General features: G+C 65.1%; 23 protein-coding genes, 1 tRNA gene and 1 pseudogene. 18 read left to right on the top strand and 7 right to left on the bottom strand.

Annotated elements, in window-relative coordinates; genetic code table 11:
- Positions 1-312: 312 nt before the first annotated feature.
- Complete coding sequence (locus ACZZ0O_RS03910) at positions 313-1,194, bottom strand: TolB family protein (RefSeq protein ID WP_463592271.1); 882 nt, start codon at positions 1,192-1,194, stop codon at positions 313-315.
- Positions 1,195-1,246: 52 nt separating this feature from the next.
- Here ACZZ0O_RS03910 and aroE point away from each other — a divergent pair, with 52 nt between their 5' ends.
- The 7 genes and pseudogenes from aroE (at position 1,247) to ACZZ0O_RS03875 (ending at position 9,039) form a co-directional block, all read left to right on the top strand.
- Entirely contained in the window at positions 1,247-2,098 is an 852-nt protein-coding gene (gene aroE / locus ACZZ0O_RS03905) for a shikimate dehydrogenase (protein ID WP_055847161.1), read from the top strand.
- A gap of 10 nt (positions 2,099-2,108) precedes the next feature.
- Positions 2,109-2,462: a hypothetical protein gene (locus ACZZ0O_RS03900; protein ID WP_055847164.1), complete on the top strand. Its 354-nt coding sequence runs from the start codon at positions 2,109-2,111 to the stop codon at positions 2,460-2,462.
- Positions 2,459-2,686, top strand: a complete 228-nt coding sequence (locus ACZZ0O_RS03895; RefSeq protein WP_055847167.1) for a hypothetical protein — start codon at positions 2,459-2,461, stop codon at positions 2,684-2,686. The genes ACZZ0O_RS03900 and ACZZ0O_RS03895 overlap by 4 nt, the downstream gene beginning before the upstream one ends.
- Positions 2,687-2,978: 292 nt before the next feature.
- A pseudogene (dinG, locus tag ACZZ0O_RS03890) lies at positions 2,979-5,115 on the top strand (ATP-dependent DNA helicase DinG).
- Between the two features lie 512 nt (positions 5,116-5,627).
- A complete protein-coding gene (gene katB / locus ACZZ0O_RS03885; protein ID WP_193552479.1) occupies positions 5,628-7,133 on the top strand; it encodes a catalase KatB in 1,506 nt (501 codons plus the stop codon).
- A gap of 57 nt (positions 7,134-7,190) precedes the next feature.
- Entirely contained in the window at positions 7,191-7,766 is a 576-nt protein-coding gene (locus ACZZ0O_RS03880; protein WP_055847175.1) for an ankyrin repeat domain-containing protein, read from the top strand.
- 1,048 nt (positions 7,767-8,814) lie between these two features.
- Complete coding sequence (locus ACZZ0O_RS03875) at positions 8,815-9,039, top strand: hypothetical protein (protein WP_055847177.1); 225 nt, start codon at positions 8,815-8,817, stop codon at positions 9,037-9,039.
- Here ACZZ0O_RS03875 and ACZZ0O_RS03870 read toward each other — a convergent pair.
- A complete protein-coding gene (locus ACZZ0O_RS03870) occupies positions 8,979-9,290 on the bottom strand; it encodes an NIPSNAP family protein (protein ID WP_463592541.1) in 312 nt (103 codons plus the stop codon). The genes ACZZ0O_RS03875 and ACZZ0O_RS03870 overlap by 61 nt on opposite strands.
- A gap of 208 nt (positions 9,291-9,498) precedes the next feature.
- On the opposite strand from ACZZ0O_RS03870, the gene dusA reads away from it, so the two are divergent.
- The 6 genes from dusA to ACZZ0O_RS03840 all read left to right on the top strand — a co-directional run bounded on the left by dusA (position 9,499) and on the right by ACZZ0O_RS03840 (position 16,312).
- Positions 9,499-10,503, top strand: a complete 1,005-nt coding sequence (gene dusA / locus ACZZ0O_RS03865; protein ID WP_463592270.1) for a tRNA dihydrouridine(20/20a) synthase DusA — start codon at positions 9,499-9,501, stop codon at positions 10,501-10,503.
- Positions 10,504-10,839: 336 nt separating this feature from the next.
- Entirely contained in the window at positions 10,840-11,148 is a 309-nt protein-coding gene (locus tag ACZZ0O_RS03860; protein ID WP_463592540.1) for a hypothetical protein, read from the top strand.
- Positions 11,149-11,219: 71 nt separating this feature from the next.
- Positions 11,220-11,903: a response regulator transcription factor gene (locus ACZZ0O_RS03855; protein WP_002808458.1), complete on the top strand. Its 684-nt coding sequence runs from the start codon at positions 11,220-11,222 to the stop codon at positions 11,901-11,903.
- Positions 11,904-11,977: 74 nt separating this feature from the next.
- Positions 11,978-13,348, top strand: a complete 1,371-nt coding sequence (locus ACZZ0O_RS03850) for an ATP-binding protein (protein WP_172797239.1) — start codon at positions 11,978-11,980, stop codon at positions 13,346-13,348.
- A 123-nt stretch (positions 13,349-13,471) separates the two neighbouring features.
- Positions 13,472-15,061 (top strand): DUF1800 domain-containing protein, encoded by a 1,590-nt coding sequence (locus tag ACZZ0O_RS03845; protein WP_463592269.1) that lies wholly within the window; start codon positions 13,472-13,474, stop codon positions 15,059-15,061.
- A gap of 66 nt (positions 15,062-15,127) precedes the next feature.
- Complete coding sequence (locus tag ACZZ0O_RS03840; protein ID WP_463592268.1) at positions 15,128-16,312, top strand: DUF1501 domain-containing protein; 1,185 nt, start codon at positions 15,128-15,130, stop codon at positions 16,310-16,312.
- 252 nt (positions 16,313-16,564) lie between these two features.
- On the opposite strand, the gene ACZZ0O_RS03835 is transcribed toward ACZZ0O_RS03840, so the two are convergent.
- Both ACZZ0O_RS03835 and ACZZ0O_RS03830 read right to left on the bottom strand, forming a co-directional pair.
- Complete coding sequence (locus ACZZ0O_RS03835) at positions 16,565-17,320, bottom strand: M90 family metallopeptidase (protein WP_463592267.1); 756 nt, start codon at positions 17,318-17,320, stop codon at positions 16,565-16,567.
- Between the two features lie 8 nt (positions 17,321-17,328).
- Positions 17,329-17,643, bottom strand: coding sequence for a hypothetical protein (locus tag ACZZ0O_RS03830; RefSeq protein ID WP_055847189.1), 315 nt, complete (start codon positions 17,641-17,643; stop codon positions 17,329-17,331).
- 75 nt (positions 17,644-17,718) lie between these two features.
- Between ACZZ0O_RS03830 and birA the strand changes: the two genes are divergently transcribed.
- The 4 genes from birA to ACZZ0O_RS03810 all read left to right on the top strand — a co-directional run bounded on the left by birA (position 17,719) and on the right by ACZZ0O_RS03810 (position 20,668).
- Positions 17,719-18,699: a bifunctional biotin--[acetyl-CoA-carboxylase] ligase/biotin operon repressor BirA gene (gene birA / locus ACZZ0O_RS03825; RefSeq protein ID WP_463592266.1), complete on the top strand. Its 981-nt coding sequence runs from the start codon at positions 17,719-17,721 to the stop codon at positions 18,697-18,699.
- Positions 18,696-19,424: a type III pantothenate kinase gene (locus ACZZ0O_RS03820; RefSeq protein WP_463592265.1), complete on the top strand. Its 729-nt coding sequence runs from the start codon at positions 18,696-18,698 to the stop codon at positions 19,422-19,424. Before birA ends, ACZZ0O_RS03820 begins: the two co-directional genes overlap by 4 nt.
- Positions 19,425-19,702: 278 nt before the next feature.
- On the top strand, positions 19,703-20,560 hold the full coding sequence (locus tag ACZZ0O_RS03815) for an SPOR domain-containing protein (RefSeq protein ID WP_463592264.1): 858 nt from the start codon (positions 19,703-19,705) through the stop codon (positions 20,558-20,560).
- A 32-nt stretch (positions 20,561-20,592) separates the two neighbouring features.
- Positions 20,593-20,668, top strand: a tRNA-Thr gene (locus tag ACZZ0O_RS03810).
- Between the two features lie 54 nt (positions 20,669-20,722).
- On the opposite strand, the gene ACZZ0O_RS03805 is transcribed toward ACZZ0O_RS03810, so the two are convergent.
- Positions 20,723-21,112, bottom strand: coding sequence for a nuclear transport factor 2 family protein (locus tag ACZZ0O_RS03805; RefSeq protein ID WP_115514171.1), 390 nt, complete (start codon positions 21,110-21,112; stop codon positions 20,723-20,725).
- Between the two features lie 110 nt (positions 21,113-21,222).
- On the bottom strand, positions 21,223-21,663 hold the full coding sequence (locus ACZZ0O_RS03800) for a YybH family protein (protein ID WP_115514170.1): 441 nt from the start codon (positions 21,661-21,663) through the stop codon (positions 21,223-21,225).
- A 128-nt stretch (positions 21,664-21,791) separates the two neighbouring features.
- On the opposite strand from ACZZ0O_RS03800, the gene ACZZ0O_RS03795 reads away from it, so the two are divergent.
- Entirely contained in the window at positions 21,792-22,718 is a 927-nt protein-coding gene (locus tag ACZZ0O_RS03795) for a helix-turn-helix domain-containing protein (RefSeq protein ID WP_115554838.1), read from the top strand.
- A 257-nt stretch (positions 22,719-22,975) separates the two neighbouring features.
- Here ACZZ0O_RS03795 and tmk read toward each other — a convergent pair whose 3' ends face one another.
- Positions 22,976-23,659 carry a dTMP kinase gene (tmk, locus tag ACZZ0O_RS03790; RefSeq protein WP_463592263.1) on the bottom strand — a complete coding sequence of 228 codons (684 nt, stop codon included), beginning with the start codon at positions 23,657-23,659 and terminating at the stop codon, positions 22,976-22,978.
- Between the last annotated feature and the right edge of the window lie 171 nt (positions 23,660-23,830).

The raw sequence follows: 23,830 nt of genomic DNA, 5'->3' as shown, positions 1-23,830 counted from the left end.
ACTATCTCGACGGACCCTTGCCCGCTTACCGTCGCGGGACCTTACGCGGCCAGGATGCCGCGTAATAGCTGACAAGGACGTACTTGCAGCGTGTCCCGCGATGGTAGGCGGGTGGGCCCTGCAGCCTAGCCGCAGATCAAGCCGCAAGTCAGCGCTCTGTAGCGCTGCAGCCAAGCCGCAAGTCAGCAGCTCTACAACCAGGCCGCAGCGCAGCTGCCCTGCATTGAAGACCCACATCCTCTGCTTTGAAATAGACCTGCGCGAAGTGCTTTGCCAGCCGCTCTTGTTTTGACTTCGCGCATCCATCCGCCCTCAGCGGCAGCTGGCATCGCCCTCCACCGCCGGCGCCTTCATCCGGTAGAGATCCAGCTGGCCCGCGCGTGGTGCACGTGCGCTGCCGGTCACCAGCAGCTCGCCCGGTTTGGACGCATCCACCACCGCCGCAAACGTGCGCTCCTGCGGCCCGTTGAACGACAGCGGCAACGGCTGGCCCTGGGCGTAGTGCCCGTTGTTGCATGTGGCTAGCAGCAACTGGCTGGGGCCATCGACAGCACCACGCGCCCATACCAGGCCACGCCCGTCGCCGAGCCAGGCCGCATCCAGTTCGTCGGCCGCGGTATTGATGTCGCGCAGCGGCGCAGGCGCGGTGAACGCGCGCCCGTCCCAGTGCGCCACAAACACATCCAGGCCGCCGGCGCCGCCGTGGCCATCGCTGGCGAACAGCAGGCGCGTGCCGTCCAGCGACAGGCTCGGTGCGCGCTCGTCGCCGCGGCTGTTGATCGCCGCACCCAGCGATTGCACCGCGCCCAGGCCGCCTTGCGCATCCACCGGCACGCGGTACAGATCGCTGCCACCGGCGCCACCGGGCCGCGACGAGGCGAACAGCAGCCAGCGTCCATCGGCACTGAACAGCGGCGTGATCTCGTCCTGGGCGGTGTTGAGCGGCAGCGGCTGCGCGTCCTGCCAGCGCCCGCCGCGCAGCTGCGCCTGCCACAGGTCCCACCCCCCGGCGCCGCCGGCGCGGTCGCTGGCCCAGACGATGCGCTGCCCGTCCGGGCTGAGCGTGGCGTGCGCCTCGTTGGCCGGCGTGGACACCACACCCATGCCTTCGATGCCGAACTCGGCAAGTCCCGACGCGGACGGGACGAAGAGTAAACTCGCCGCCAGCGCGAGCGGCGTCCATCGAAGTTGCATGCGGTGTTCCTGCTCCAAGTCGCGCCCAGTCTAGTCAACCAGAGAGCGTTTCATGCCCGTATCCCGTTATGCCGTGTTCGGTCACCCTGTCGCCCATTCGCTGTCGCCGGCCATCCATGCCGACTTCGGCAAGCAGACCGGCATCGCGCTGGACTACACCGCCATCGATGCGCCGCCGGACGCGTTCGCCAGCACGCTGCAGCGCTTCGCCGACGAAGGCGGCAAGGGCGCAAACGTCACCCTGCCGTTGAAGGAGGCCGCCTTTGCGCTGGCCGCCAGCCTGAGCGATCGCGCGCAGCTGGCTGGAGCGGTGAACACGCTCGTGCGTAACGATGGCCAGTGGCAGGGCGACAACACCGACGGCGTTGGCCTGGTGCGTGACCTCACCGATCGCCACGGCCTGGATCTGCGCGGTCGCCGCGTGTTGCTGCTGGGCGCCGGCGGCGCCGCACGCGGGGTGGCACCGGCGCTGCTGGATGCCGGCATCACCGAGATGGTGGTGGTGAACCGCTCGCCCGAGCGCGCCGATGCGCTGTGCGATGCGCTGGGCGAACCCGGTCGGGTGGTGTCGCGCTACATCGAAGACCTGCGCGAACTGGGCGACTTCGAGCTGATCGTCAACGCCACCGCCGCCGGGCGCGACCGCGACGCCGGTGCGTTCTCGCTGCCGTTGGGCCTGGTCAACAGCCTGACCGCCGCGGTGGATCTCAACTACGGCGAAACCGCCATCGCGTTCCTGGCCTGGGCACGTGCTGCGCACTGCCGTTACGCCATCGACGGCCTGGGCATGTTGGTGGAGCAGGCCGCGGAAAGTTTCGCGTTGTGGCATGGCGTGCGTCCGGACACCGACCCGGTCTATGCCGCGCTGCGCGCGCGCGACGCCGTGCTGGTCAGCGCGGACTGAGCCGTTGCCCATGACCACCACCGACATCCTGCTCAGCCTGATCACCAGCCTGTTGTCGCGGGTGCCGATGCTGATCGCCTTGTTGCTGGGGCTGGTATTGCTATGGCGGGCCCCGCACGGACCGCTGCGGCGTGCCGCGCTGGCCGGGCTGTGGCTGCTGCTGGGCTGTGTGCTGGCCGAGGTGGCCTTGCAGGCGATTCCGATGCTGTTGCTGCAGCAAGGCAACGTGCGCCAGATTGGTCTGGTGATGGGCGTCGGCCGCTTCGTACTGACCGCCGTGCAAGGCGTGGGCATCGGCGTGCTGGTCTGGACCCTGGCGCGCAGCCTGCAACGGCTGCCGCCTGCTGCGGGTCCGCGCGCATGATCCCGCTCAAGGCGTTGGCGCTCGTCCTGGTCGGGCTGATCTGTGCAGGGCAGGGCGGTTGGACGTTGCTGCATCCGCAGGCGCTGGCCACCGTCAACCGGGGCGGACTGCTGTACGAACGCTTCGGTCCGGCCGGTGTGGGCATCGGCATGCTGGCGATGGGCGTGGCCATGGCCGTGATCGGCGTGGTCTGGGCGCGCTACGCCTGGCCGCGACGCGGTTGATCCAACATTCCACGGAGTCCAGCTGTGGGGTGTCCGCGGCGGTCGCCGGTCTTCGAGCACCGCCAACGCAACTCTGAGTGGCGCCCAGAAGGACCAGGGTTGATCGAAAGCGGCAAGCGCAGCGTGCACGCAGATCCCGCGTGCAGCATTCGCCGCCATCTGCCGACGCGCGCGCTTGCGTCATCCGCTCCGGACATCGGTCGCCAAACCGTGCAAGGGCACCCGGCAAACAGGTTCAGCTGCCGCGCGTCTCGGTCGCAGGCGCTGCGCCGGTCCGTGCGAAAATAGCGCGATGAGTGACCTTGCCCCACCGGCTGCGCCGTCCGCGCCCGTCCCCGCCCAGCGTGTGCTGACCGACCCGATCAAGGCCGGCATCCGCGACGCTTACGCCAAGCTGCAGGCCAATACGCCCGGCTTTGCCACCCGTCGCGCGCAGAGTCAGATGATCGGTCTGGTCTCGCGTGCGCTGGCCGACCTCCGGCGGCATCGGCATCGCCGAGGCGCCCACCGGGGTGGGCAAGAGCCTGGGCTATCTCACCGCCGGCGTGCCGATCGCCCTGGCGACCAAAAAGAAGCTGGTGATCAGCACCGGCACCGTGGCGCTGCAGTCGCAGCTGGTGGAGCGCGATATCCCTGCCTTCCTCAAAGCCACCGGCCTGGAAGCGACCGTCGCCCTGGCCAAGGGCCGCACCCGCTATCTGTGCACGCGCAATGCCGCCGAGCTGGAAGGCGACACCAGCCAGAACGCCATGTTCGAAGACGAGCAGGCGCTCTACGATCGCCCGCTCAGCCCCGTCGATGCCGATCTGGCCAAACGGCTGGCCAAGGCCTACGCCGCGCGCACCTGGAGCGGCGACCTGGACGATGCCCCCGAGCAGGTCTCGGTGCCGTTGCGCATGCGCATCACCACGCCCGCCTCCGGCTGTGCGGGGCGCCGCTGCAGTTATGCCGCGCAATGCCCGGTGCTCAAGGCACGCACCGATGTGCGCGAAGCGCAGATCGTGGTCACCAACCACGCCTTGCTGCTGTCCTCGCTGTCGTTGGGCGATGCCGAAAACGGCCAGCCGCTGATCGCGCCGCCATCGGACATGTTGCTGGTGCTCGACGAAGGCCATCACATCGCCGGCGTGGCCATCGACCAGGGCGCGGCCAATCTGCCGCTGGACGAGATGGCCAAGCGCACTGGCCGCATGCAGATTCTCATTGCCGCCGCTTATCGCGCGGTGGACAAGGACAAGGTCGGCAACCTGCTGCCCAACGAAGCCATTGAGGTGGCCGCGCGCGTGTCCAAACTGCTCAAGGCCTTCCATGCCGAAGTCGAGCGCGTGTGGAAGCCCGAGCCTGGCGAGCGCGATCCGTTGTGGCGTGCCGCCAACGGCAAGTTGCCGCCGCAGTGGGGCCCGGCCATCGAAGAACTGGGCGAAGAAACCCGCGCGCTGTTCAACTGGGTGCATGCCGCACATGGCGCAGTGGCCAAGGGCAAGCAGGACGATGCCGCACGCGAACGCCTGCAACGCAACCTGGGCCTGGCGCTGGAAATGGCCGAGCAGCAACACAATCTGTGGAGTGGCTGGCGGCGCGAAGACAAGGAAGGGCAGCCGCCGATGGCGCGCTGGATCACCCTCTCGCGCGAGGGTGATCTGATCTGCCACTGCTCTCCCGTGTCGGCTGCGCAAGTGCTGCGCACGATGATCTGGAACGAAGTGGATTCGGTGGTGATGACCTCGGCCACGCTCACTGGCGGTGGCGATTTCCAATCCTTCGCCATCGACAACGGCCTGCCCGATCACGCCGAAATGGCCTCGCTGGCCTCGCCATTCGACCTGCCCAATCAGGCCGAACTGATCGTGCCCAATTTTCCGGTCACCCCGGACGACCGCGAAGGGCATCCCAAGGAAGTGGCCAAGTATCTGGTGCGCGAACTGGATTGGAACGCCAAGGGCAGCATCGTGCTGTTCACCTCGCGCTGGAAGATGGAGAAGGTCGCCGACCTGATGCCGCTGGCCCAGCGCAACCGTGTGCTGGTGCAGGGCGAAGGCAACAAGTCGCAATTGATCACCGAACACATGCGCCGCATCGCTGCTGGCGAAGGCTCGGTGTTGTTCGGTTTGAATTCTTTTGGCGAAGGCCTGGACCTGCCCGGCGATGCGTGCACCACGGTGGTCATCACCCAGGTGCCATTCGCGGTGCCGACCGACCCGCAGACGTCGACCTTGAGCGAGTGGCTGGAAAGCCGCGGCCACAATGCGTTCAACCTGATTGCGATTCCGCATGCGCTACGCACGCTCACCCAGTTTGCAGGGCGGCTGATCCGCAGCTCCAATGACCACGGCCGCGTGATCATTCTCGACTCTCGCCTGCTGACGCGTCGCTACGGCAAACGCATCATCGATGCCTTGCCGCCGTTCAAGCGGGTGATCGGGCGCTGAGTGCATCGGCACGTAGCATGCCAATGCAGCGCTCAGTGATCTCAAGCGCTCAGTGATCTCAACCGCCTGGTCTCGGTCGACAAGGTTGTACTTGAGCACTGCATAGCAACTGCCACGCATGGCAGCGTCGTCATCCGGCATGCCGCCGCGAGCGATCATGCGCAGCCTGTGTCACCTCATGCATGCATACGGGCGCAGTTGCTTGTCAGGCATCGCGTTGGTTGCTGCAGATGCAGTGTTTTTTCGCGTTGCATCGCCTTGCAGTGCAGCATCGGCCTACGTTTTTCGGTAGTGACGTCATGCGACGCGAATGCAGACGAGACGCTTGAAGCTGAAGCAGTCGCGTTATCTGCAACACGCTGCCACACGAAAAGCGATGCATATCACGCAACGCAGTCATCATCATGTTCGCCTATCGCTGCGATCATAACTAATGACTTTTCACACTTCGGCCCGCTCGCCATGATTCAGGTCCTTCAACACGAGCTGACGCCATGCGCCCTGGATCCCTCATGGTGCTAGCCCTGCTAGCCCCCACGCTGATCGCTCCGCCGGTCTTCGCCCAATCTGTACTGACCCGCGACAACGGCGCCAAGGTTGGCGACAACCAGAATTCGCAGACGGCAGGTGCCAACGGCCCGACCTTGCTGCAGGACGTGCAGCTGATCCAGAAGCTGCAGCGCTTCGATCGCGAGCGCATTCCCGAGCGCGTCGTGCATGCGCGCGGTACCGGTGTCAAAGGCGAGTTCACTGCCACTGCCGATCTGTCCACCCTGACCAAGGCCAAGGTGTTCAGCGCCGGCGAAAAGACCCCGGTGTTCGTGCGCTTTTCGTCCGTTGTGCATGGCAATCACTCGCCTGAAACGCTGCGCGACCCGCACGGGTTCGCGACCAAGTTCTACACCAGCGAAGGCAACTGGGATCTGGTCGGCAACAACTTCCCCACCTTCTTCATCCGCGATGCGATCAAGTTCCCCGACATGGTCCACGCGTTCAAGCCGGACCCGCGCACCAATCTCGACGACGACTCGCGCCGATTCGATTTCTTCTCGCACGTGCCTGAAGGCACGCGCACGCTGACGCTGCTGTATTCCAACGAAGGCACGCCTGCCGGCTATCGCTTCATGGATGGCAACGGCGTGCACGCCTACAAGCTGGTCAACGCGCAGGGCGAAGTGCACTACGTCAAGTTCCATTGGAAAACGCTGCAAGGCATCAAGAACCTCGATCCCAAGCAGGTTGCCGCTGTACAGTCCAAGGACTACAGCCACCTGACCAACGATCTGGTCGGCGCGATCAAGAAGGGCGATTACCCAAAGTGGGACCTGTATGTGCAGGTGCTCAAGCCGGAAGACCTGGCCAAGTTCGATTTCGATCCGCTCGATGCCACCAAGATCTGGCCGGACGTGCCGGAACAGAAGGTCGGCCAGATGGTGTTGAACAAGAACGTCGACAACTTCTTCCAGGAGACCGAGCAGGTCGCGATGGCGCCGGCCAATTTGGTGCCGGGTATCGAACCGTCTGAAGACCGCCTGTTGCAGGGCCGTATCTTCTCCTACGCCGACACCCAGTTGTATCGCATCGGTGCCAACGGCCTGAGCCTGCCGGTCAACCGTCCGCGCGTGGCCGTCAATAACGGCAATCAGGATGGTCAGGGCAACATCGGTCAGACCAGCAGCGGCGTGAACTACGAGCCGAGCCGCCTGGAGCCGCGTCCGCAGGACACCGCCGCGCGTTACAGCGAACTGCCGCTGTCCGGTACCACCCAGCAGGCTAAGATCACCCGAGAGCAGAACTTCAAGCAGGCCGGTGAGTTGTACCGCTCCTACGGCAAGAAGGATCGTGCAGATCTGGTGCAGAGCTTCGGCGAGTCGCTGTCCAACACCGACACCGAGAGCAAGCACATCATCCTGTCGTTCCTGTACAAAGCCGACCCGGAGTACGGCACCGGTGTGGCCCGTGTTGCCAAGGGCGACCTGGCCCGCGTCAAGCAGCTGGCCTCCAGCCTGCAGGACTGATCCATCCGACGGCATCGCGGCCACGCCGCGGTGCCGTCCCCGTCTTGGGAGAGCGATATGCGCACTCTGCTATTGATCATGCTGAGCGCCCTATGTGCGCCAGCCATCGCTGCCTCGCCGTCTGCCACGCCCGCAGCGACTACCCCATCCACGTCCAGCCCCGAGCAGATCAAGCTGCAGCTACGTGAGTACTTCTTCGATGCCGCGCGCGAAGGCCGCCAGGAGATGCTGGCCGAGTTCATCCGCTCGCATTACGACCTCAACGCCCGCGATGAGAAGGGCTATACCGCGCTGATCCTGGCCGCCTACCACGGCCAACGCCCGGCGGTAGAGCAGTTGCTGAGCGCAGGAGCCGACCCCTGCGCGCAGGACAAACGCGGCAACACTGCGCTGATGGGCGCGATCTTCAAAGGCGAGCTCGGCATCGCAAAGCGTCTGATGCAGGCCGATTGCGCACCCGACCAACGCAACAACGCCGGCCAGACCGCGGCGATGTATGCAGCGCTGTTCCAGCGGACAGACGTGCTCAAGGACCTGGCCGCCAAGGGCGCTGACCTCAGCCTCAAGGACGGGCAGGGCAACGATGTGACCAAGTTGCAGCGCGGCGAATTCGCCACCGCCCCGGCACGCTGAGCGTGTTCGGTAGCGCGACCTGCGGCCGTGCATGCTCCGCAAGTTGCGCGCCTGTGTAAGCTGTTCTTGAGGGTGCGCCACTGGCCGGGGCGCGGACGATAGTCCGCAGCAACATCCGCCAGGCGTGTTTTGCCATCACGCTACCAATGCTCCGAACGGCAGCGACCTTAGTGCGCGCAAGCGGCCAACAAGACCATCGTCCAGCCACGGCCGCGAAGCCTTCCAGATCGGCGCGGCCGATGCTCCCAATTCGGCATGTATCACGCGGAGGCTGCGGTAGCTCCGTAGCGTCCGCATCTATTCGATCCTTGGTCGCTAGCGTTGTCAGCCAGTCGCAGGGCCTTCGATAGCGCTCAATGGCCACGCTCGGCATGCGGTCAAGGTATGAGAGTGCGTAGGCAGGTTTAGCGCAGCTCACCAAGCGATGGTGCAGCCGCCAGACGGCGTGCACGTTGTTCAGTGCGGCATGACCACATTCGTCCACTCCGGCTCTGAGCGTAGCGTCCACGCCCACCTGACAACTGCCCGCCAGTGGTGTTAACCGCTCCTGGTCCCCGCGCTTGTTGCGGACAGACGACGAGTAGGGCATCCAGCCCAGAGCACCGACGCGTCCGGATGGCTCCGCACGCCCCTGGCCACGATGTCTCACGGTTCCGGCAACCGCGCGGACGGACACGTCTTTGACCGGGCTGCTGCCTGCATCTGGGGCTGCCCGGCGCGATCACCTCCGTGTGTCGCGCGCAAATCAGCAGGGCAACGACAGCACACGATCGTGACGTAAGCGACCTGGATGCGGCCACGCCAAACCGTGATGGCCATCCCGTCGGTTTTCCGCCACGCCTGCGTTGGAAGTCTGGCGGTGGTGATGATTTTTCTGCCATCCTGTCAGGAGATTTCTGACGTCGAAACCCTTGTGCGCCAAGGCTTTGACATAAAACTGAGCGCGCGCTGACTTGCTTAAAATTGCTTCGAAAAAAGCGCAAAAAACAGTTCAAGAACGAGCCAGGAACGCCGATGCTGAAGCTATCGCACCTTGGAACCCCCGGCCATGAAGCTCGATCCTTCCATCCCTTTCCTGATGTCCCTGCTCGCCATGGTGCTGTGCACCGCCACCGCCGTTGTCGCGCTGGTGTTCGGCCAGGTGCACGTATTGGCCACCTCGTGGAGCTTCTACGCGGTGATGGGCACGTCCCTGATCACCCTGGCTGCCTCTTACCACGCCCTCGGCAAGCCGCTGAGCGCCGAAGAGCGTGTTGGCTTCCGTAACCCGTAATCGCACCTACGTCCGGAAACGCGCGCAGCGTTACGCCAGTACCGGACCCAAGAAGTTGCGCTCGTCATTGACGATGCACCGCGTTCGCTCCACTTAGGCAACGCCGACAGACACCCCGCATCCTGCAGCGATGCCACCCGATAGCGTTCGTACTCGGCGCGCGAGGGAAACGAAAACAGCGCCAACGCGATGTTGTTCGCCCCTTCCGACGGCAGAAAATAGCCGTGATGCTGGCCGCCAAAGCGCGCCACCAGCGGGATCCACACCGCGTGTCGTGTTCGAATTCGGCCAGTTGATAGCGGTCGGTCCCCTAGCGCAGCAAGCAGGTGATCGTGCGGCCGGGTCCGGCGTCACGGCGCCTCAGCATGCCAGGTCGCACTGCCGCAGATTCATCGACGCCCGTGTAAGCTATTGATCCTGCTTCGCATTCCAATGGCCGCTCGCTGCGGCCAACCGTCGATGACCGCTTCTGCCGATCGTTACACCGCCTCCTTGCGCCTATCCGTTGCCCCGATGATGGACTGGACCGACCGGCATTGCCGGGTGTTCCACCGCCTGCTGGCGCCGTCCGCACGCTTGTATACCGAGATGGTGCATGCCAACGCGGTGATCCATGGCGATCGCACGCGGCTGATCGGTTTCGACCCGGTCGAACACCCGCTGGCGCTGCAGCTCGGCGGCAGCGATCCGGCCCTGCTCGCGCAGGCGGCCGGTATCGCGCAGGAATGGGGCTATGACGAAATCAACCTCAACTGCGGCTGCCCGTCCGATCGCGTGCAGGCGGGGCGCTTCGGCGCCTGTCTGATGCGCGAGCCGGCGCTGGTGGCCGAGTGCGTCGCGGCCATGTGCGCGGCCACCCAGCTTCCGATCACGGTCAAATGCCGCCTGGGTGTGGACGATGACGACGATTACGCCGTGTTCGCCCGCTTTGTCGATCAAGTCGTCGCAGCCGGCGCGGCGATGGTGGTAGTGCACGCCCGCAATGCATGGCTCAAAGGCCTGTCGCCGAAGGAAAACCGCGAGGTGCCGCCGCTGCGCTACGACTGGGCGTATCGCCTCAAGCAGGAGCGTCCCAACGTGCCGGTGGTGCTCAATGGCGGCATCGCCGCCGTCGACGCCGCGCTGGCGCATCTGCAGCAGACCGATGGCGTGATGCTCGGTCGCGCCGCATATCACGACCCGTATGTCCTGCATCAGCTCGATGCCGCACTGACCCAACGCCCGGTGCAGGCGCGCGAGACGCTGCTACGTGGGCTGCGTCCCTACGTGGAGTCCCAACTGGAACAGGGGCTGGCGCTGAAGCACATCACCCGGCACGTGCTGGGCCTGTTCCATGGGCAGCCAGGCGGGCGGGCGTTCCGTCAGGTGCTGAGCGAGGGCGCACACCGTCCGGGCGCTGGCTGGGAGCTGGTCGAGCAGGCATTGCAGCGAACCGACAGCCAGCTCTGGCGCGTCGTTGCCTGATTGGCCCAGCGCTTGCATTAGCTGAACAGGCAGGCCAGGACCGTTGTTGATTACGGTCTCGGAGTCCGTCATCGAGCGCGAAAGCCTTGCTGGCAGGGCGTCTGCTCCTTCGTGGCATTCATTTGGCTGAATGGCGTTAACACGAAGCTAAAAAGTTCAGATCGGATTCACCCCCAAAAATCAAGAATTTGGCTCAATTTACGGAACCCAGGCATTGTGTGATGCATGCTCGGTTTTACGAATTTTGAATGTTCCTGAACAACCCGCTAGGATCCAGTTGTGACCCATCCGCTCAGCCGCGTTCGCTATGTCGCCCTGGTCGCCCTCTGGGGTGTCCTGGCCGCGCCGTCGGCGTGGGGTCAGGGGTATCCCATGGTGCAGGGTGGTCGCGAGGGCATGCCGGCATCTGCACGCGGTAACAGCCGCACCTTGTCGGACACCATCCGCCATGTGCAGCGGTCTACCGGTGGACAAATTTTGGCTGCCGAGCGTGTGCCGTACGATGGCGGCAACCTCAATCGGGTCAAGTACTTGAAGAACGGGCGCATCCACACCGTGGACGAGCTAGAGCAGCCGCAGGCCGCTCCACCGCCCAGCGCTGCCCCGCCCGATCCGCCAGCGCCACCACGCAGCGATAACCACTGAACGTAGATAGTTCTGCGTTCAGTCTCATAAATTCCCCGGCCGTTGGCCGATAACGTTACTAGGGAGAGTGCATGCGTATTCTTTTGGTCGAAGACGAAGCTCCGCTGCGCGAGACCCTTGCCGCGCGTCTGAAGCGTGAAGGCTTTGCGGTCGACGCTGCACAAGACGGCGAAGAAGGCCTGTACATGGGCCGCGAAGTGCCGTTCGACGTCGGCATCATCGACCTTGGCCTGCCCAAGATGTCGGGTATGGAGCTGATCAAGGCGCTGCGCGACGAAGGCAAGAAATTCCCGGTGTTGATCCTGACCGCGCGTTCGAGCTGGCAGGACAAGGTCGAAGGCCTCAAGCAGGGCGCCGACGATTATCTGGTCAAGCCGTTCCATGTCGAAGAGCTGCTGGCTCGCGTCAACGCGCTACTGCGCCGTGCCGCTGGCTGGAGCAAGCCCACGCTGGAATGCGGCCCGGTGGCACTGGATCTGGCCGCGCAGACGGTAAGCGTCAACGGCGCCAACGTCGATCTGACCAGCTATGAGTACAAGGTGCTCGAGTACCTGATGATGCATGCCGGCGAACTGGTCTCCAAGGCCGACCTCACCGAACATATCTATCAGCAGGACTTCGATCGCGACTCCAACGTGCTCGAAGTGTTCATCGGTCGTCTGCGCAAGAAGCTCGACCCGGATGGTGAACTCAAGCCCATCGAGACCGTGCGTGGTCGGGGCTACCGCTTCGCCATCCCGCGTACCGAAGGCTGAGTCCGCGCGTCGGTAAACAGGAAGATCAGGTGCCGGGCCGCTCCAAGTGGTACAGACGTTGGCGGCCGCGCTCCCTGCAGGCCCGCCAGCTGTTGGCCGCCAGCCTCAGCTTGGTGGCCTTCCTGGCGTTGGCGGGCTACGCGCTGGATGTCGCCTTTGCCGATACCGCCGAAAAGAACCTGCGTGAGCGGCTGAAGAACTACGCCTCTGCCTACGCCGCCAACATCGACTTTGTCCGCGACGGTTCGATCTACATCGGCGGGCAACCGCCCGACCCGCGCTTCGATGTGCCCGGTGGCGGCTTGTATGTGGAAGTCGTGCGTCCCGACGAAAGCTGGACCTCGATGTCGGCCGAAGGCCCGAACATTCCGCATGGCCGCATGCTGGAGCCGCGCCAGGAAGAATTCATCGGCCCGCTGGAGATGACCCAGATCGATGGCAGCCTGGGCCAGTTGTATCGCTATGGTCTGGGCGTCAGTTACGTCGAACGCGAACACGGCGGCGAGATTCCTTACACCATCTATGTGATGGAAGACGCGCGCTCGATGGGCGCGCAGCTGCGTGTGTTCCGTGGCGCGGTGTGGTTTTACCTCGGCAGTGCCGGCGTGGTGTTGTTGGTGCTGCAGGCGTTCATCCTGCAATGGAGCCTGCGCCCGCTGCGGCGTGTGATCAACGAGCTGACCAAGGTGCAGCGCGGCGAAATTCAGCGCATGAGCGAACAGCATCCGCGCGAGCTGGAGCCGCTGACTGACAGCATCAACGCCTTCATCGAGAGCGAGCGCGACAATCTGGAGCGCCAACGCAACACGCTGGCCGATCTGGCGCACAGCCTCAAGACGCCGATCGCGGTGCTGCGCACGCAGCTCGACAGCGGCGCCTCCGAGCACGATCTGCATAAAGAGATGGACGTGCAGCTGCGGCGCATGAACGATCTGGTGTCGTATCAGTTGGCGCGTGCTGCCTCCAGCGGTCACAAGCTGTTTGCCGCGCCCTTGCCGATCGAGCCGTCCGCCGAAGAAATCGTGCGCGGGCTGGAGAAGGTGTATTCGATCAAGGGCGTGCTGTGCGAGTTCGACATTTCGCCGGATGCGCGCTTTCATGGCGAGCCGGGCGATCTGCAGGAACTGCTCGGTAATCTGCTGGAAAACGGCTTCAAATGGGCGCGCAGCCGGGTGCTGCTGACCGCACAGCCGGGTCCGACCACCGGCAGCCGGCGTGCCGGCCTGATCCTGTCGGTGGAAGACGACGGCCCCGGCATTGCGCCGGAAGATGTCGCCAAGATTCTGCAGCGTGGTGTGCGTGGCGATGAGCGCGTGCAGGGGCATGGCATCGGCATGTCGATCGTGCAGGATCTGATCAAGGCCTACCGCGGTGAACTGCAGGTGGTGCGCTCGCAGGAACTGGGCGGCGCCCGCTTCGATGTGACCCTGCCTCCGGGGCTGTGACGCGCCTGCGTGTTCGGATGAACCCGTGGGCAATGGCCTGCGCTGCTCCGACAACCGTTTAACGCCTCGAACGTTTGCTTGACCATACTGGTCCGGTTGCAGGCAGTTGCGATGGAGAGCCGCATGATCGAGCGCGTTGCACAGGTCTCTTGCGCGGAAACGCATCCTTTGCCACGGCGATGGCCGCGCAGGTGGCGCCTGGCGTTGCTGCTTGCCGGTGGTGCGGTTGCCGCCCTCGGCCACGCTGCCGAAGCGCCGTTGACGCCGACCCAGACGCGCTGGTTGCAACGTGCCACCTACGGTGTGGATGCCGATGGCGCCGCGCAGTTGCAACGGCTTGGCCCCAAGCGCTATGGCGCATTGCTGCTCCAACCCAGTGACGACGCTGTGTTACCGGCACCGATCCGCGCGCAGCTGCAAGGCTTCGATGCACTGCACACCCCGCTGGAAACCTTGTTGACCCGCTACGAGGCCGACAAGATTCGGCTGCAAGCCATGCCCGACGGCGATGAGAAAGTCGCCTTGCGCAAGGACTGGCAAGCGCGCGGCGGACAGATGCTCACCCAGGCGCGTCAGGCGCAATTACTGCGCGCGGTGTACGCGCCGGATCAGCTACGCGAGCAGTTGGTGTGGTTCTGGCTCAATCACTTCAGCGTGTATGCCGACAAAGGCCGCGTGAAGTGGATGGCCGCCGATTACATGGAAAACGCGATCCGCCCTAACGCCACCGGCAAGTTTGCGGATCTTGTTATGGCCACGCTGCAAAGCCCGGCGATGCTCGAGTATCTGGACAACGCCAAGAACGCGAAGGGCAAGGTCAACGAAAACTACGCGCGCGAACTGATGGAACTGCACACCCTCGGCGTGCATGGGGGCTACACCCAGCAGGACGTGCAGCAGCTGGCGTTGATCCTCACCGGCGCGGGCCTGGTGCCGATCAAGGCCGCAGGTGCGCCGCCCGTGCCAGTACCCGTGCGTGGCCAGCCGCAGGTGGTGCGCAAAGGAGTGTTCGAATTCAATCCAGCGCGCCATCAACCCGGCGACAAGGTGTTGTTGGGTCAGCCGATTGCCGGCGGTGGGCTGGATGAAATCGAACGCGCCGTGCAACTGTTGGTGCGCCAGCCGGCATGTGCACGCTTCGTCTCGCAGCGCATGGCCGAGTACTTCGTCAGCGACACGCCGCCGCCGGCACTGGTCGCGCGCATGGCCAGCACCTTCCAGCGCAGCGATGGCGATATCGCCAAGGTCATGCAGACCATGGTGAATTCTGCAGAGTTTGCACAGGCGCAACCGCGCAAGTTCAAGGACCCCAATCGCTTTGTGGTCTCGGCGATGCGGCTGGCCTATGAAGACCAGCGCGTGATCAATGCCGGCCCGATGGCCAGTTGGGTACAGCAACTTGGCGAGCCGCTGTTCGGGCGCATCACCCCGGACGGGTGGTCGCTGCAATCGCAGGCCTGGACCAGCTCCGGGCAACTGGCGCGCAGGTTCGAGGTGGCGCGCGCGCTGGGCAGCGGGCCCAAGCAATTGTTCCGGCGCGATGGCGACAACGACACGCCGATTCCGCCGCTGACGCGCATCGACACGCGCGCGTCCTATCGCTGGATTGCGCCGTCGCTGGCGACAGGCACGCAGCAGGCGCTGGAGCAGGCGCGCTCGCCGGCGGAATGGAACGGGTTTCTGTTGGCGTCGCCGGACTTTAACTACCGCTGATTCATATCACTGATTCACCGACGCTGATCACCGAGTGCGATGCAGGCATCGCCGTGGGAGTACACCATGCAACGACGTCAATTTCTGCTTGCTTCTGCCGCCGCCGCGAGTCTGCCTTGGGCTGGTCGCCTGTTTGCCGCCCCGCGCGACAGTGCGCGCCTGCTGGTGGTGTTCTTGCGCGGCGGCTACGACAGCAACAATCTATTGGTGCCGCATGGCAGCGATTTTTATTACCAGTCGCGGCCCACGCTGGCGATTGCGCGGCCGGATCCGGCCAATCCCGACAGCGCCATTGCGCTGGACGCGCAATGGGGTCTCAACCCGGTGATGCGCGATGCCTTGCTGCCGTTGTGGCAACGCAATCAACTGGCGTTCGTACCGTTTGCCGGCACCGATGATGTGTCGCGCAGCCACTTCGAAACCCAGGACGATATCGAATCCGGGCAAGCCGGTAAGCACCGCGACTATCGTTCCGGGTTCATGGCGCGGCTGTCGGGTGTTCTCAGTGGCGTGCCGGCGATTGCCTTCACCGATTCGTTGCCGCTGACCTTCCAAGGCAGCGGCGATCTGCCCAACGTCTCGCTGCGGGGCATCGGCAAGGGCGGGTTGGATGCGCGTCAGTCGCAGATCCTGTCGCAGATGTACGACGCCACGCCATTGGCGGCGGCGGCGCGCGAAGGACTCGCGTTGCGCCAGCAGGTTACCGCGCAGTTGCGCGAGGAGATGGAGCAGGCCGGCCGTGGCGCCGCCAGCGCACGTACGTTTGCCGATGAAACCCGGCGCATGGCGAGCTTGATGCGCGAGCGGTATCGGCTGGGATTTGTGGATGTTGGCGGTTGGGACACGCATGCCAATCAGGGCAGCGTGGCAGGCGGGCTGGCCAACAACTTGCGCAATCTCGGCGAAGGGCTGGCCGCTTATGCCGATGCGTTGGGCCCGGCCTGGGACGACACCGTGGTGGTGGTGATTTCCGAATTCGGCCGCACCTTCCGCGAGAACGGCAGCAAGGGGACCGATCACGGGCATGGCACCACGTACTGGGTGCTGGGCGGCGGCGTGCGCGGCGGTCGCATCGTCGGCGAGCAGGTTGCGGTGGACCAAGCGCATCTGCTGCAAAATCGCGATTACCCGGTGCTCAGCAATTACCGCAGTTTATTTGGTGGCGTGTTGCAGCGCTTGTGGGGTTTGTCGCCGACGCAGCTGGAGCGCGTGTTTCCAGGCGCGACACCGCGTGATCTTGGATTGGTGTAAGCGGCCTGTTGTGTTGGTGTCGGGCCACTCAGCGTAGTGCGCGGTATCTGCACCTACCCATCCGCGCGCTGCATCTTCCTGCATTGCCATGTGCACGTGGCGACGACGGTGAGAGGCAAGCACTCACCGCATCGTGGCGCCGACGCTTAACCGTGCGCACACGCCCAAATGCGATCAGATTCATGCGGCCGACGCGATGCAAGCCGCGTCGCGCATGCATTCAAACCATGACGCAATGATCGCGCAGCGCCATCAACGTGCCGTCTGCGACGCGAACGGCGACGGCCCGTACACGCTGACCAGATGCGCGGCGACCTCCGGCATCACCCGCTGCAGCACCTGCGGCGCCGAGAAGTGATATTCGCTGACCACCGCGAAAAATTCTTCCGGAGCCTCGGCTGCGTACGGGTCGATCTCGGTGTCCTGGCCGGCATCCACGCGTTGGCAGAACGCAGCGAAGGCGTGCTGAAAATCGCGCGCCCAGCGGCGTTGCCGATCGCGCGGCAATGGTGGCGTGCCGTCGAGCGCACCGTCCAGTGCATCGAGCTTGTGCGCCATCTCGTGCACGATCACGTTGCAGCCGGCCTGTGGGTCGTCCAGATCGGCTTGCACATCTGCCCAGCTGACGATCAACGGACCTTGTTCCCAGGCCTCGCCGATCAAGGTGTCGTCCCAGGCATGCATTACGCCGGCCGCATCCATCTGGGTGCGCTGCACGCGGAAGGCGTCCGGGTACACGATCAATTGCGACCAGCCGCGCCATCCCGCTGCGCCGATTTCCAGCAGCGGCAGGCAGCAGGTGGCAGCCAGCAACACGTGGTCGTGCGGCTGCAGCTGTAATCCATCGACCGGCGAAATGGTTTTTTGGTCCAGGAACTGCGCGGTCAGCGCACGTAGACGTTGCCGGCGTTGCGCATCGAGCGCAGCAACCCAGGCGCAGCGGTCACACACCGGCTGCCAAAGCGCATCAGGAATCTCAAGCGGCGGCCGGCGCAGCCAGCGCGTCAACCACTGGATCAGCGGAACATGCCCGGCAGAAAACTGTGCCAGCGCGGCATCATGCGCATGCGGGGGAACAAGCTGTCGCCATCGCTGCCACCACCGCCGGTTGCCGGTGCAGGCTTGTGTTGCGGCGCGCGCGCCGGTGCTGCCGCGTCGCCATTTGGGGTTCTGCCGCGTGCGGCCGAGTTGGTGCTGACGCAGCTCTCATGATCGCCGTCGACCAACTGGTCCGATGCCAGTGCGGCAAGCGGAGCCAACAAGAACAGCAGGCAAACAGTGAGTCGGCGCATCGTCCACATCCAGGGCAAGCGGCGTGAGTCGCCGATCATAACGCGGTTTTCACTCCCTCACGCAAGCCGCGCTGGGCGGCCGCGAAGGCTTGGCGCATACTTTCGCGGATCGATTTGGGAACCGTTGCCGTGGATGACCGCGCGTTGCTGGCCAAACTTGCGAGCGGCCGGCTGTCCGGCGATGCGTTGGCGCGCGATGCCGGGTTGACCCGTGCCGCCGTGTGGAAGCGCATCCAGAATTTGCGCGCTGCCGGTGTCGATATCGACGGACGGGCAGGCGATGGCTACCGTCTGGCCGCGCCGCTGGACCTGCTGGATGCCGCGCGGATCCGTGCGGCCATGGCAACCGACGCGGTGGCGGGCCTGGCCGCGCTTGAGGTGGCCTGGGCACTGGAATCCACCAACACCACGCTGCTGGCGCGCCCGGCACCGGAGCACGGCGTGTCTGTGTTGCTGGCCGAGCGTCAAACCGGCGGGCGCGGTCGCCGCGGCCGTCAGTGGACCTCGCCGCTGGCCGCACATATCTATCTGTCGGCATCGCGCCGTTTCAGCGGCGGGCTGGGCCAGCTGGCCGGGCTGAGCCTGGCGGTCGGGGTGGCCGTGGCCGAAGCCCTGCGCGGGTGCGGGTTTGCCGATGTCGGTCTGAAGTGGCCCAACGACCTGCTGGCGCGCGAGCGCAAACTGGGCGGTCTGCTAATCGAAGGCGGCGGCGAAATGGCCGGCAATGCGCGTGCGGTGATCGGGCTGGGCTTGAACGTGCACATGCCGCCGGCCGCCGCCGCGGGGATCGATCAACCATGGGTGGATCTGGACACCCTGGCCGGGCGCGCGGTGTCGCGCGACAGCGTGGCGGCAGCGGTGCTGTCCAGCCTGCTGCCGGCACTGGATCTGTTCGAAGCGCAGGGGTTGGCGCCGTTTCTAGCGCGCTACGCGGCGCTGGATGTGCTGAGCGGGCGCACCGTGCAGGTTGAAGAAAGCGGCACCCTGCATCGTGGTGTGGCGCTTGGCCTGGCCGCCGATGGTGCATTGCGCGTGCAACTGGGCGAAACGGTGCGCCTGTTCCACTCCGGAGAAGTCAGCGTGAGACCTGCATGAGCGAGTGGTTGTTCGACCTGGGAAATTCGCGCTTCAAGTACGCCCCGCTGCACGGCAACCGTGCCGGCGACGTGCAGGCGTGGGCGCACGGTGCCGAGGCGATGGATGCGACGGCGTTATCGGCGTTGCCGTCCGGGCGCATTGCGCACGTGGCCAGCGTGGCGGCGCCCGCATTGACGCAGCGGATGATCGCTTGCCTGCAGGAGCGTTTCGAGCAGGTCCGCATCGTGCGGACCGCAGCCGAATGCGCTGGCATCCGCATCGCCTATGCCGACCCGAGCCGCTTTGGGGTGGATCGTTTTCTGGCCTTGCTGGGTGCGCGTGGCGACGCACCGGTGCTGGTGGCCGGGGTGGGCACTGCGCTGACCATCGATGTACTCGGTGCTGATGGGCAGCACCACGGCGGGCGGATCGCCGCCTCGCCCACCACCATGCGCGAAGCGCTGCATGCGCGTGCGGTGCAGTTGCCGGCCAGCGGTGGAGAGTATGTCGAGCTGGCCAACGACACCGACGATGCCTTGACCTCCGGCTGCGACGGCGCGGCGGTGGCGCTGATCGAGCGCAGCCTGCACCACGCGCAGCGCAGCCTGGGCTTGCCGGTGCGGCTGCTGGTGCACGGCGGCGGCGCGCCACCGCTGCTGCCGTTGTTGCCCGATGCCAGCTTTCGCGCGGCCTTGGTGCTGGATGGACTGGCGACCTGGGCGATGCATTCGTCCTCGCCGTAGAGCGTCTTGTGCGGATTGGACGAGAGGCATTGGCCGCCGGCGGTGTGGAGCGGATACGCTGTGGTGCCGGCTTGGCTGGCTCCGACATTCGGCAGCGGTGTGCTCGGCACACCGGTGTGTGGGGCCCAGGCAGGGCTGCCTGGTGCACGCGCTGCCGAGGGCCAACGCACGGAAACGACCATCGGGGGCGCCGAGACTGCGTTGCGCGCCTTGTCCCGTCGCGGCACCGGACGCTTCGCACTCACCCCAAGCCCCATGACACGCTCTAAAATCGGCGCATGTACGTACGCGCCCTCATCGTTGTCCTGATCATCCTCAATGCCGGGGTGGCACTGTGGTGGGCGTTGCAGCCACCGCCGGCGCCGCCGGCCGCACCACCGCAACCGCCCGGTGTTGCCCGATTGGATGTGCTGCCGATGTTGCCGACCAAGGCGACAGCAGCGGTGCCGCGTCCCGAAGTGACAACCGCTGCAACGCCGGATGCGGGTGCAACGGTTGCATCCAATGCGCCGGCCCCTGCGCCGACTGCAGCGACGACGCCTGTGCCGAAGCCAGTGCCAGCGGTGGTCGAGACAGCATCCCGTCCGGCCGAGCCTGCAGCGGCAGCGAAGGCCGCTTCCATATCGGTTGATGAAGCCACCGCTGCCGCAAAGCCTGCAGCAGTGCCGGCGCCGCCGGCCGCCCCGGAGCGCTGTGTCAGCGTCGGGCCGTATGCGGCACGCAGCGATGCCGATGCTGCGCTGGCGCGCGTTCGCGGCCAGGCCAGCCGCGCCAGCGTGCGCGAGGACGCCGATGCCGGGATCAGCACGTTCCGGGTAATGTTGCCCAACGTGGGCGACCGCGCCACGGCGCAGGCCCTGGTCAAACGCATTGCTGCCGCCGGCATCGGCGACTATTACGTGATTGCCCAGGGCGAAGACAACACCGTTGCGCTGGGGCAGTACCAGAGCCGCGAGCGCGCCGAGCGGCGTCAGGCCAGTCTGGTGAGCGCGGGCTTTCCCGCGCAGTTGGTGCCCAGCGGCAGCGGCCAATCGCGCTGGTGGGTCGATACACGCAGTACGGCGACGGCCGCTGCGTTGCAGAGCGCCGCAAGCGCAACGCGGCAACGATCGCTAGATTGCTCCGCGCTGCGCTAGAATGCGCACCGGCGCGCAACGCGCCTGCCTTTGCCGGCATAGCTCAGTTGGTAGAGCAACCGCCTTGTAAGCGGTAGGTCCCCAGTTCGAATCCGGGTGCCGGCACCATGAAGGCCTTTCCGCTGTATCCCGGAAAGGCCCGCCCGCTGCCGGGCTTGGCGATCAGCTTCCCCAGAATGCGTCTTCCTGAACTTGATCGGCCGAGAACAACCGGACTTCGACGATCTTGCCGTCTTCGATGCGCAGCAGATCCACGCCGGCCTGCTTGAGCGTCACGCCATTGGCCTGGCCGGAAAATTCCAGCGTGATGGCCACCCAGTCGCCACTGGCCATGTAGTCATCGGCACGGCTGATGGCGAAGGTGCCGTTGGAGACCTCCATCATCTTGCCCAGCATCGGCCCGACGACTGCCATGCCGCGGTGGGTGCCGGAGAACTGATGGTTGCCGGGCTGGTGCCAGATCACGTCGGGCGAAATGAGGCTGCCCAGCGTTGCGTGGTCGCCGGTCTGGACCGAGGTGATGTAGGACTTGGCAATGTCGATGTTGTTCATGGTGGTTTCCTTGGTTGGTTGAAATGTCAGCGTGCAAGGCCTGCAGGCGTGTGTGCCTGGTTGGCCGATCTTTAGTGGGAGTAAAGCGCGGTGCGGTCAGCGGCGATAGGTCAGGACATCAGGCTTTGCTGGGCGCCGGGATGTAACGTGATCGACCAATTGACGTGCACGACGCGCCAGCGTCCTTCGATGTAGCGGAAGACCTGTGTCGAATTCCAGGGAGTACCCGGCTTCTCACCGCCCTGGCCGTCGCCGAGGATGTTCTGCAGGTTGTAGTGCAACACAGCCATGTCGCGGTTATCGCTGACCATTACCACCGGCTGGATGTAGTCGTTGCGCAGGATCTTGAGCTTGCCCTCGAACACTTTGCGAAAGTAGGCCTCCACTGCCGCATGACCGTCCAGACGCAGCGCGGTCAGGGGATCGAAATACGACACGTCGTCGCTGTAGACCTCCAGTGCGCCATCGACGTCGCCCTTGTTCCAGCGTTCGTTGATGCCGTTGTCCACGGCCAGAATGGCCTGGGTGATCTGTTCGATATCGGCTTGCATCGTCTGTCTTCTCAGGAAAGTGGGGGGCGTGCTGTGGGAGTGATTATTGGACTTGATTCGCCGACGCGAGCGGTCCAAAGTGGACGGCTAATGATCATTTCCGGACATCTTTCAACTGGTGTGGGCAGATGACCAGTCCCGGGCGCACCCGTTTTGCGAAGGCGCAGGCGAGGTCGCAGATCCTGCCGCTGGCCTATCACCCGCAGGGCCCCTATGGTCTCGACCTAGAAGTCTTCACGGTTGCCGATCTACGAACCCGTGCAACCCCGGAAGAAGTGCAGGCGACGCACCGTTACGGATTCCACACCTTGTTGTGCGTGACCCAGGGCGTGTGCACCCAGCTGATCGACTTCAAGGCGATCGCCTGCGAGCCAGGTTCGCTAGTGATCGTGCGGCCCGGCCAGGCGCACAGCTATGGCATCAAAGACGACTGGGATGGTTGGAACGTGATTTTCCGCCAGGAGTTCGTGCTGCCGGCAGCAACAACGCCGGGCGATCTGAAGCTCGCCTTCGATCTGGGCAAACTGCCGGATCATGTGCACCTCGGTCGCGATGACTTGAAGCGGCTGACCGATGTGATCGTGCAGATGCGCCAGGACACGCAGATGGAGGCGCCGCAAGAAGACGTGCACGCCCTGTTGCGTCATCAGCTGCATGCGTTGCTGACGCGGCTCAGCATTCTGCATGGCCGTACCCACGTGCGCGATGTTGCGGTGTCTGCGGCGCTGCGCCGCTTCCACCGGTTCCAGCAGCTTGTCGAAGACTATTTTGCCCAGTGGCATCAGGTTGCCGACTACGCCGATCGACTTGGGTGCACGGAAAAAAGCCTGGCGCGCGCAGTGCAAGCGGCGATGGGCACCACCGCAAAGACCTTCATTGCCGCACGGATCAATCTGGAAGCCAAGCGCCTGCTGGTGCACACATCCCTGCCGGTTGCCGCAATCGCCGAGGAACTGGGCTTCGACGAAGCGACCAACTTCAACAAGTTTTTCAGGCGGGAAGTGAGTTGCACGCCGTCGGAATTTCGGCGGCGGTATCGGGTTGCCGAGCGATAGCGACCGCCTGCATGCGACTGCGCAAAGAGCGGTGGCCCGCCGCCATCTCCGCCATCGGGACGTGATGGCGCGACGCGTCTGATGCGGCAGCGGCTTCGTCGGGACACCTGGCTGGCCGTGCCTTCAGCGCAACCGCGCTCCTCGGCAAGCGGGCCGAGCTCCCGTGTGCGGGTAAGTCACGTGTAGCTCGCAGCTCGAAAACCGACATCGCGCAGCGGTGTTGCTGGCTGCGCGGGCGCGGTAGGACGCTTTGCAGGTCAGGCCGGGCGACCAGCCGAGAGCAGTTCCAGCATGGCCTTGCCGGCGTCGGACTGTGCGGCGTCGCCGCTCAAGCGTTCGGCCAGGGCTGCCACGACAATGGCATGGGTGTGCCGCAACACGCTGTCTGCATCGGCGCTGGCGTCCACGACGTGTTTACCCGGCAATTGCAGCGCGGCGAAGATGGCACGGCAGCGTTCCAGGTTGTCCTGGGTTTCGAAGTGGTTGGGTGCGTCGCCGCGGGCGCGGATGCGGGCCAGACCGGTGGGTGGCGGCAGGTCGAGCAGCAGCAGCACGTCCGGGCGCGGTGCGAAGGCATTGCGTTCCAGCAGATCGTCCAGCGGCAGGCCGGCGGCGCCCTGGTAGGCGACCATCGACGGAAAGTAGCGGTCCAGGATCACGATGTCGCCGCGCGCCAATGCGGGGGCGATGAGGGTGTCCACATGTTCGTGGCGGTCGCGGATCAGCAGCTCGGCTTCTTCGTCCGCGCTCAGGCGGCCGGTGGCGGCGGACTGACGCAGCTGGGTGCCCCAGGGGCCATTGGTCGGCTCCTTGCTCAGCACGACGCGGGCGCCGGCCGCTTCCAGTGCGTTGGTCAGGCTGCGGGCGAGGGTGGTCTTGCCGGCGCCGTCGATACCTTCGATCGCGATCAGCAAGCCACCGGGCTTCAGTTCGATTGTCATCGCGCTACTTTATCCGATCGTGGCAATGGATCCGTCGCTGGCGATCTTGCAGGGCGTGCGCCCTGCATTGCTGCGGGGCGCTGGGTCACGCAATGGCATGGCGTGCACGCAGGCGACGATCTTCATCCCAGACGACCTTCATCCCACATGAGCAGGTTGCGCAGGACGGCG

This window comes from Xanthomonas sp. AC360 (assembly GCF_979258225.1).
Note: the sequence above shows the minus strand (reverse complement) of the source record. Positions and strands in the feature narration are given on the sequence as shown.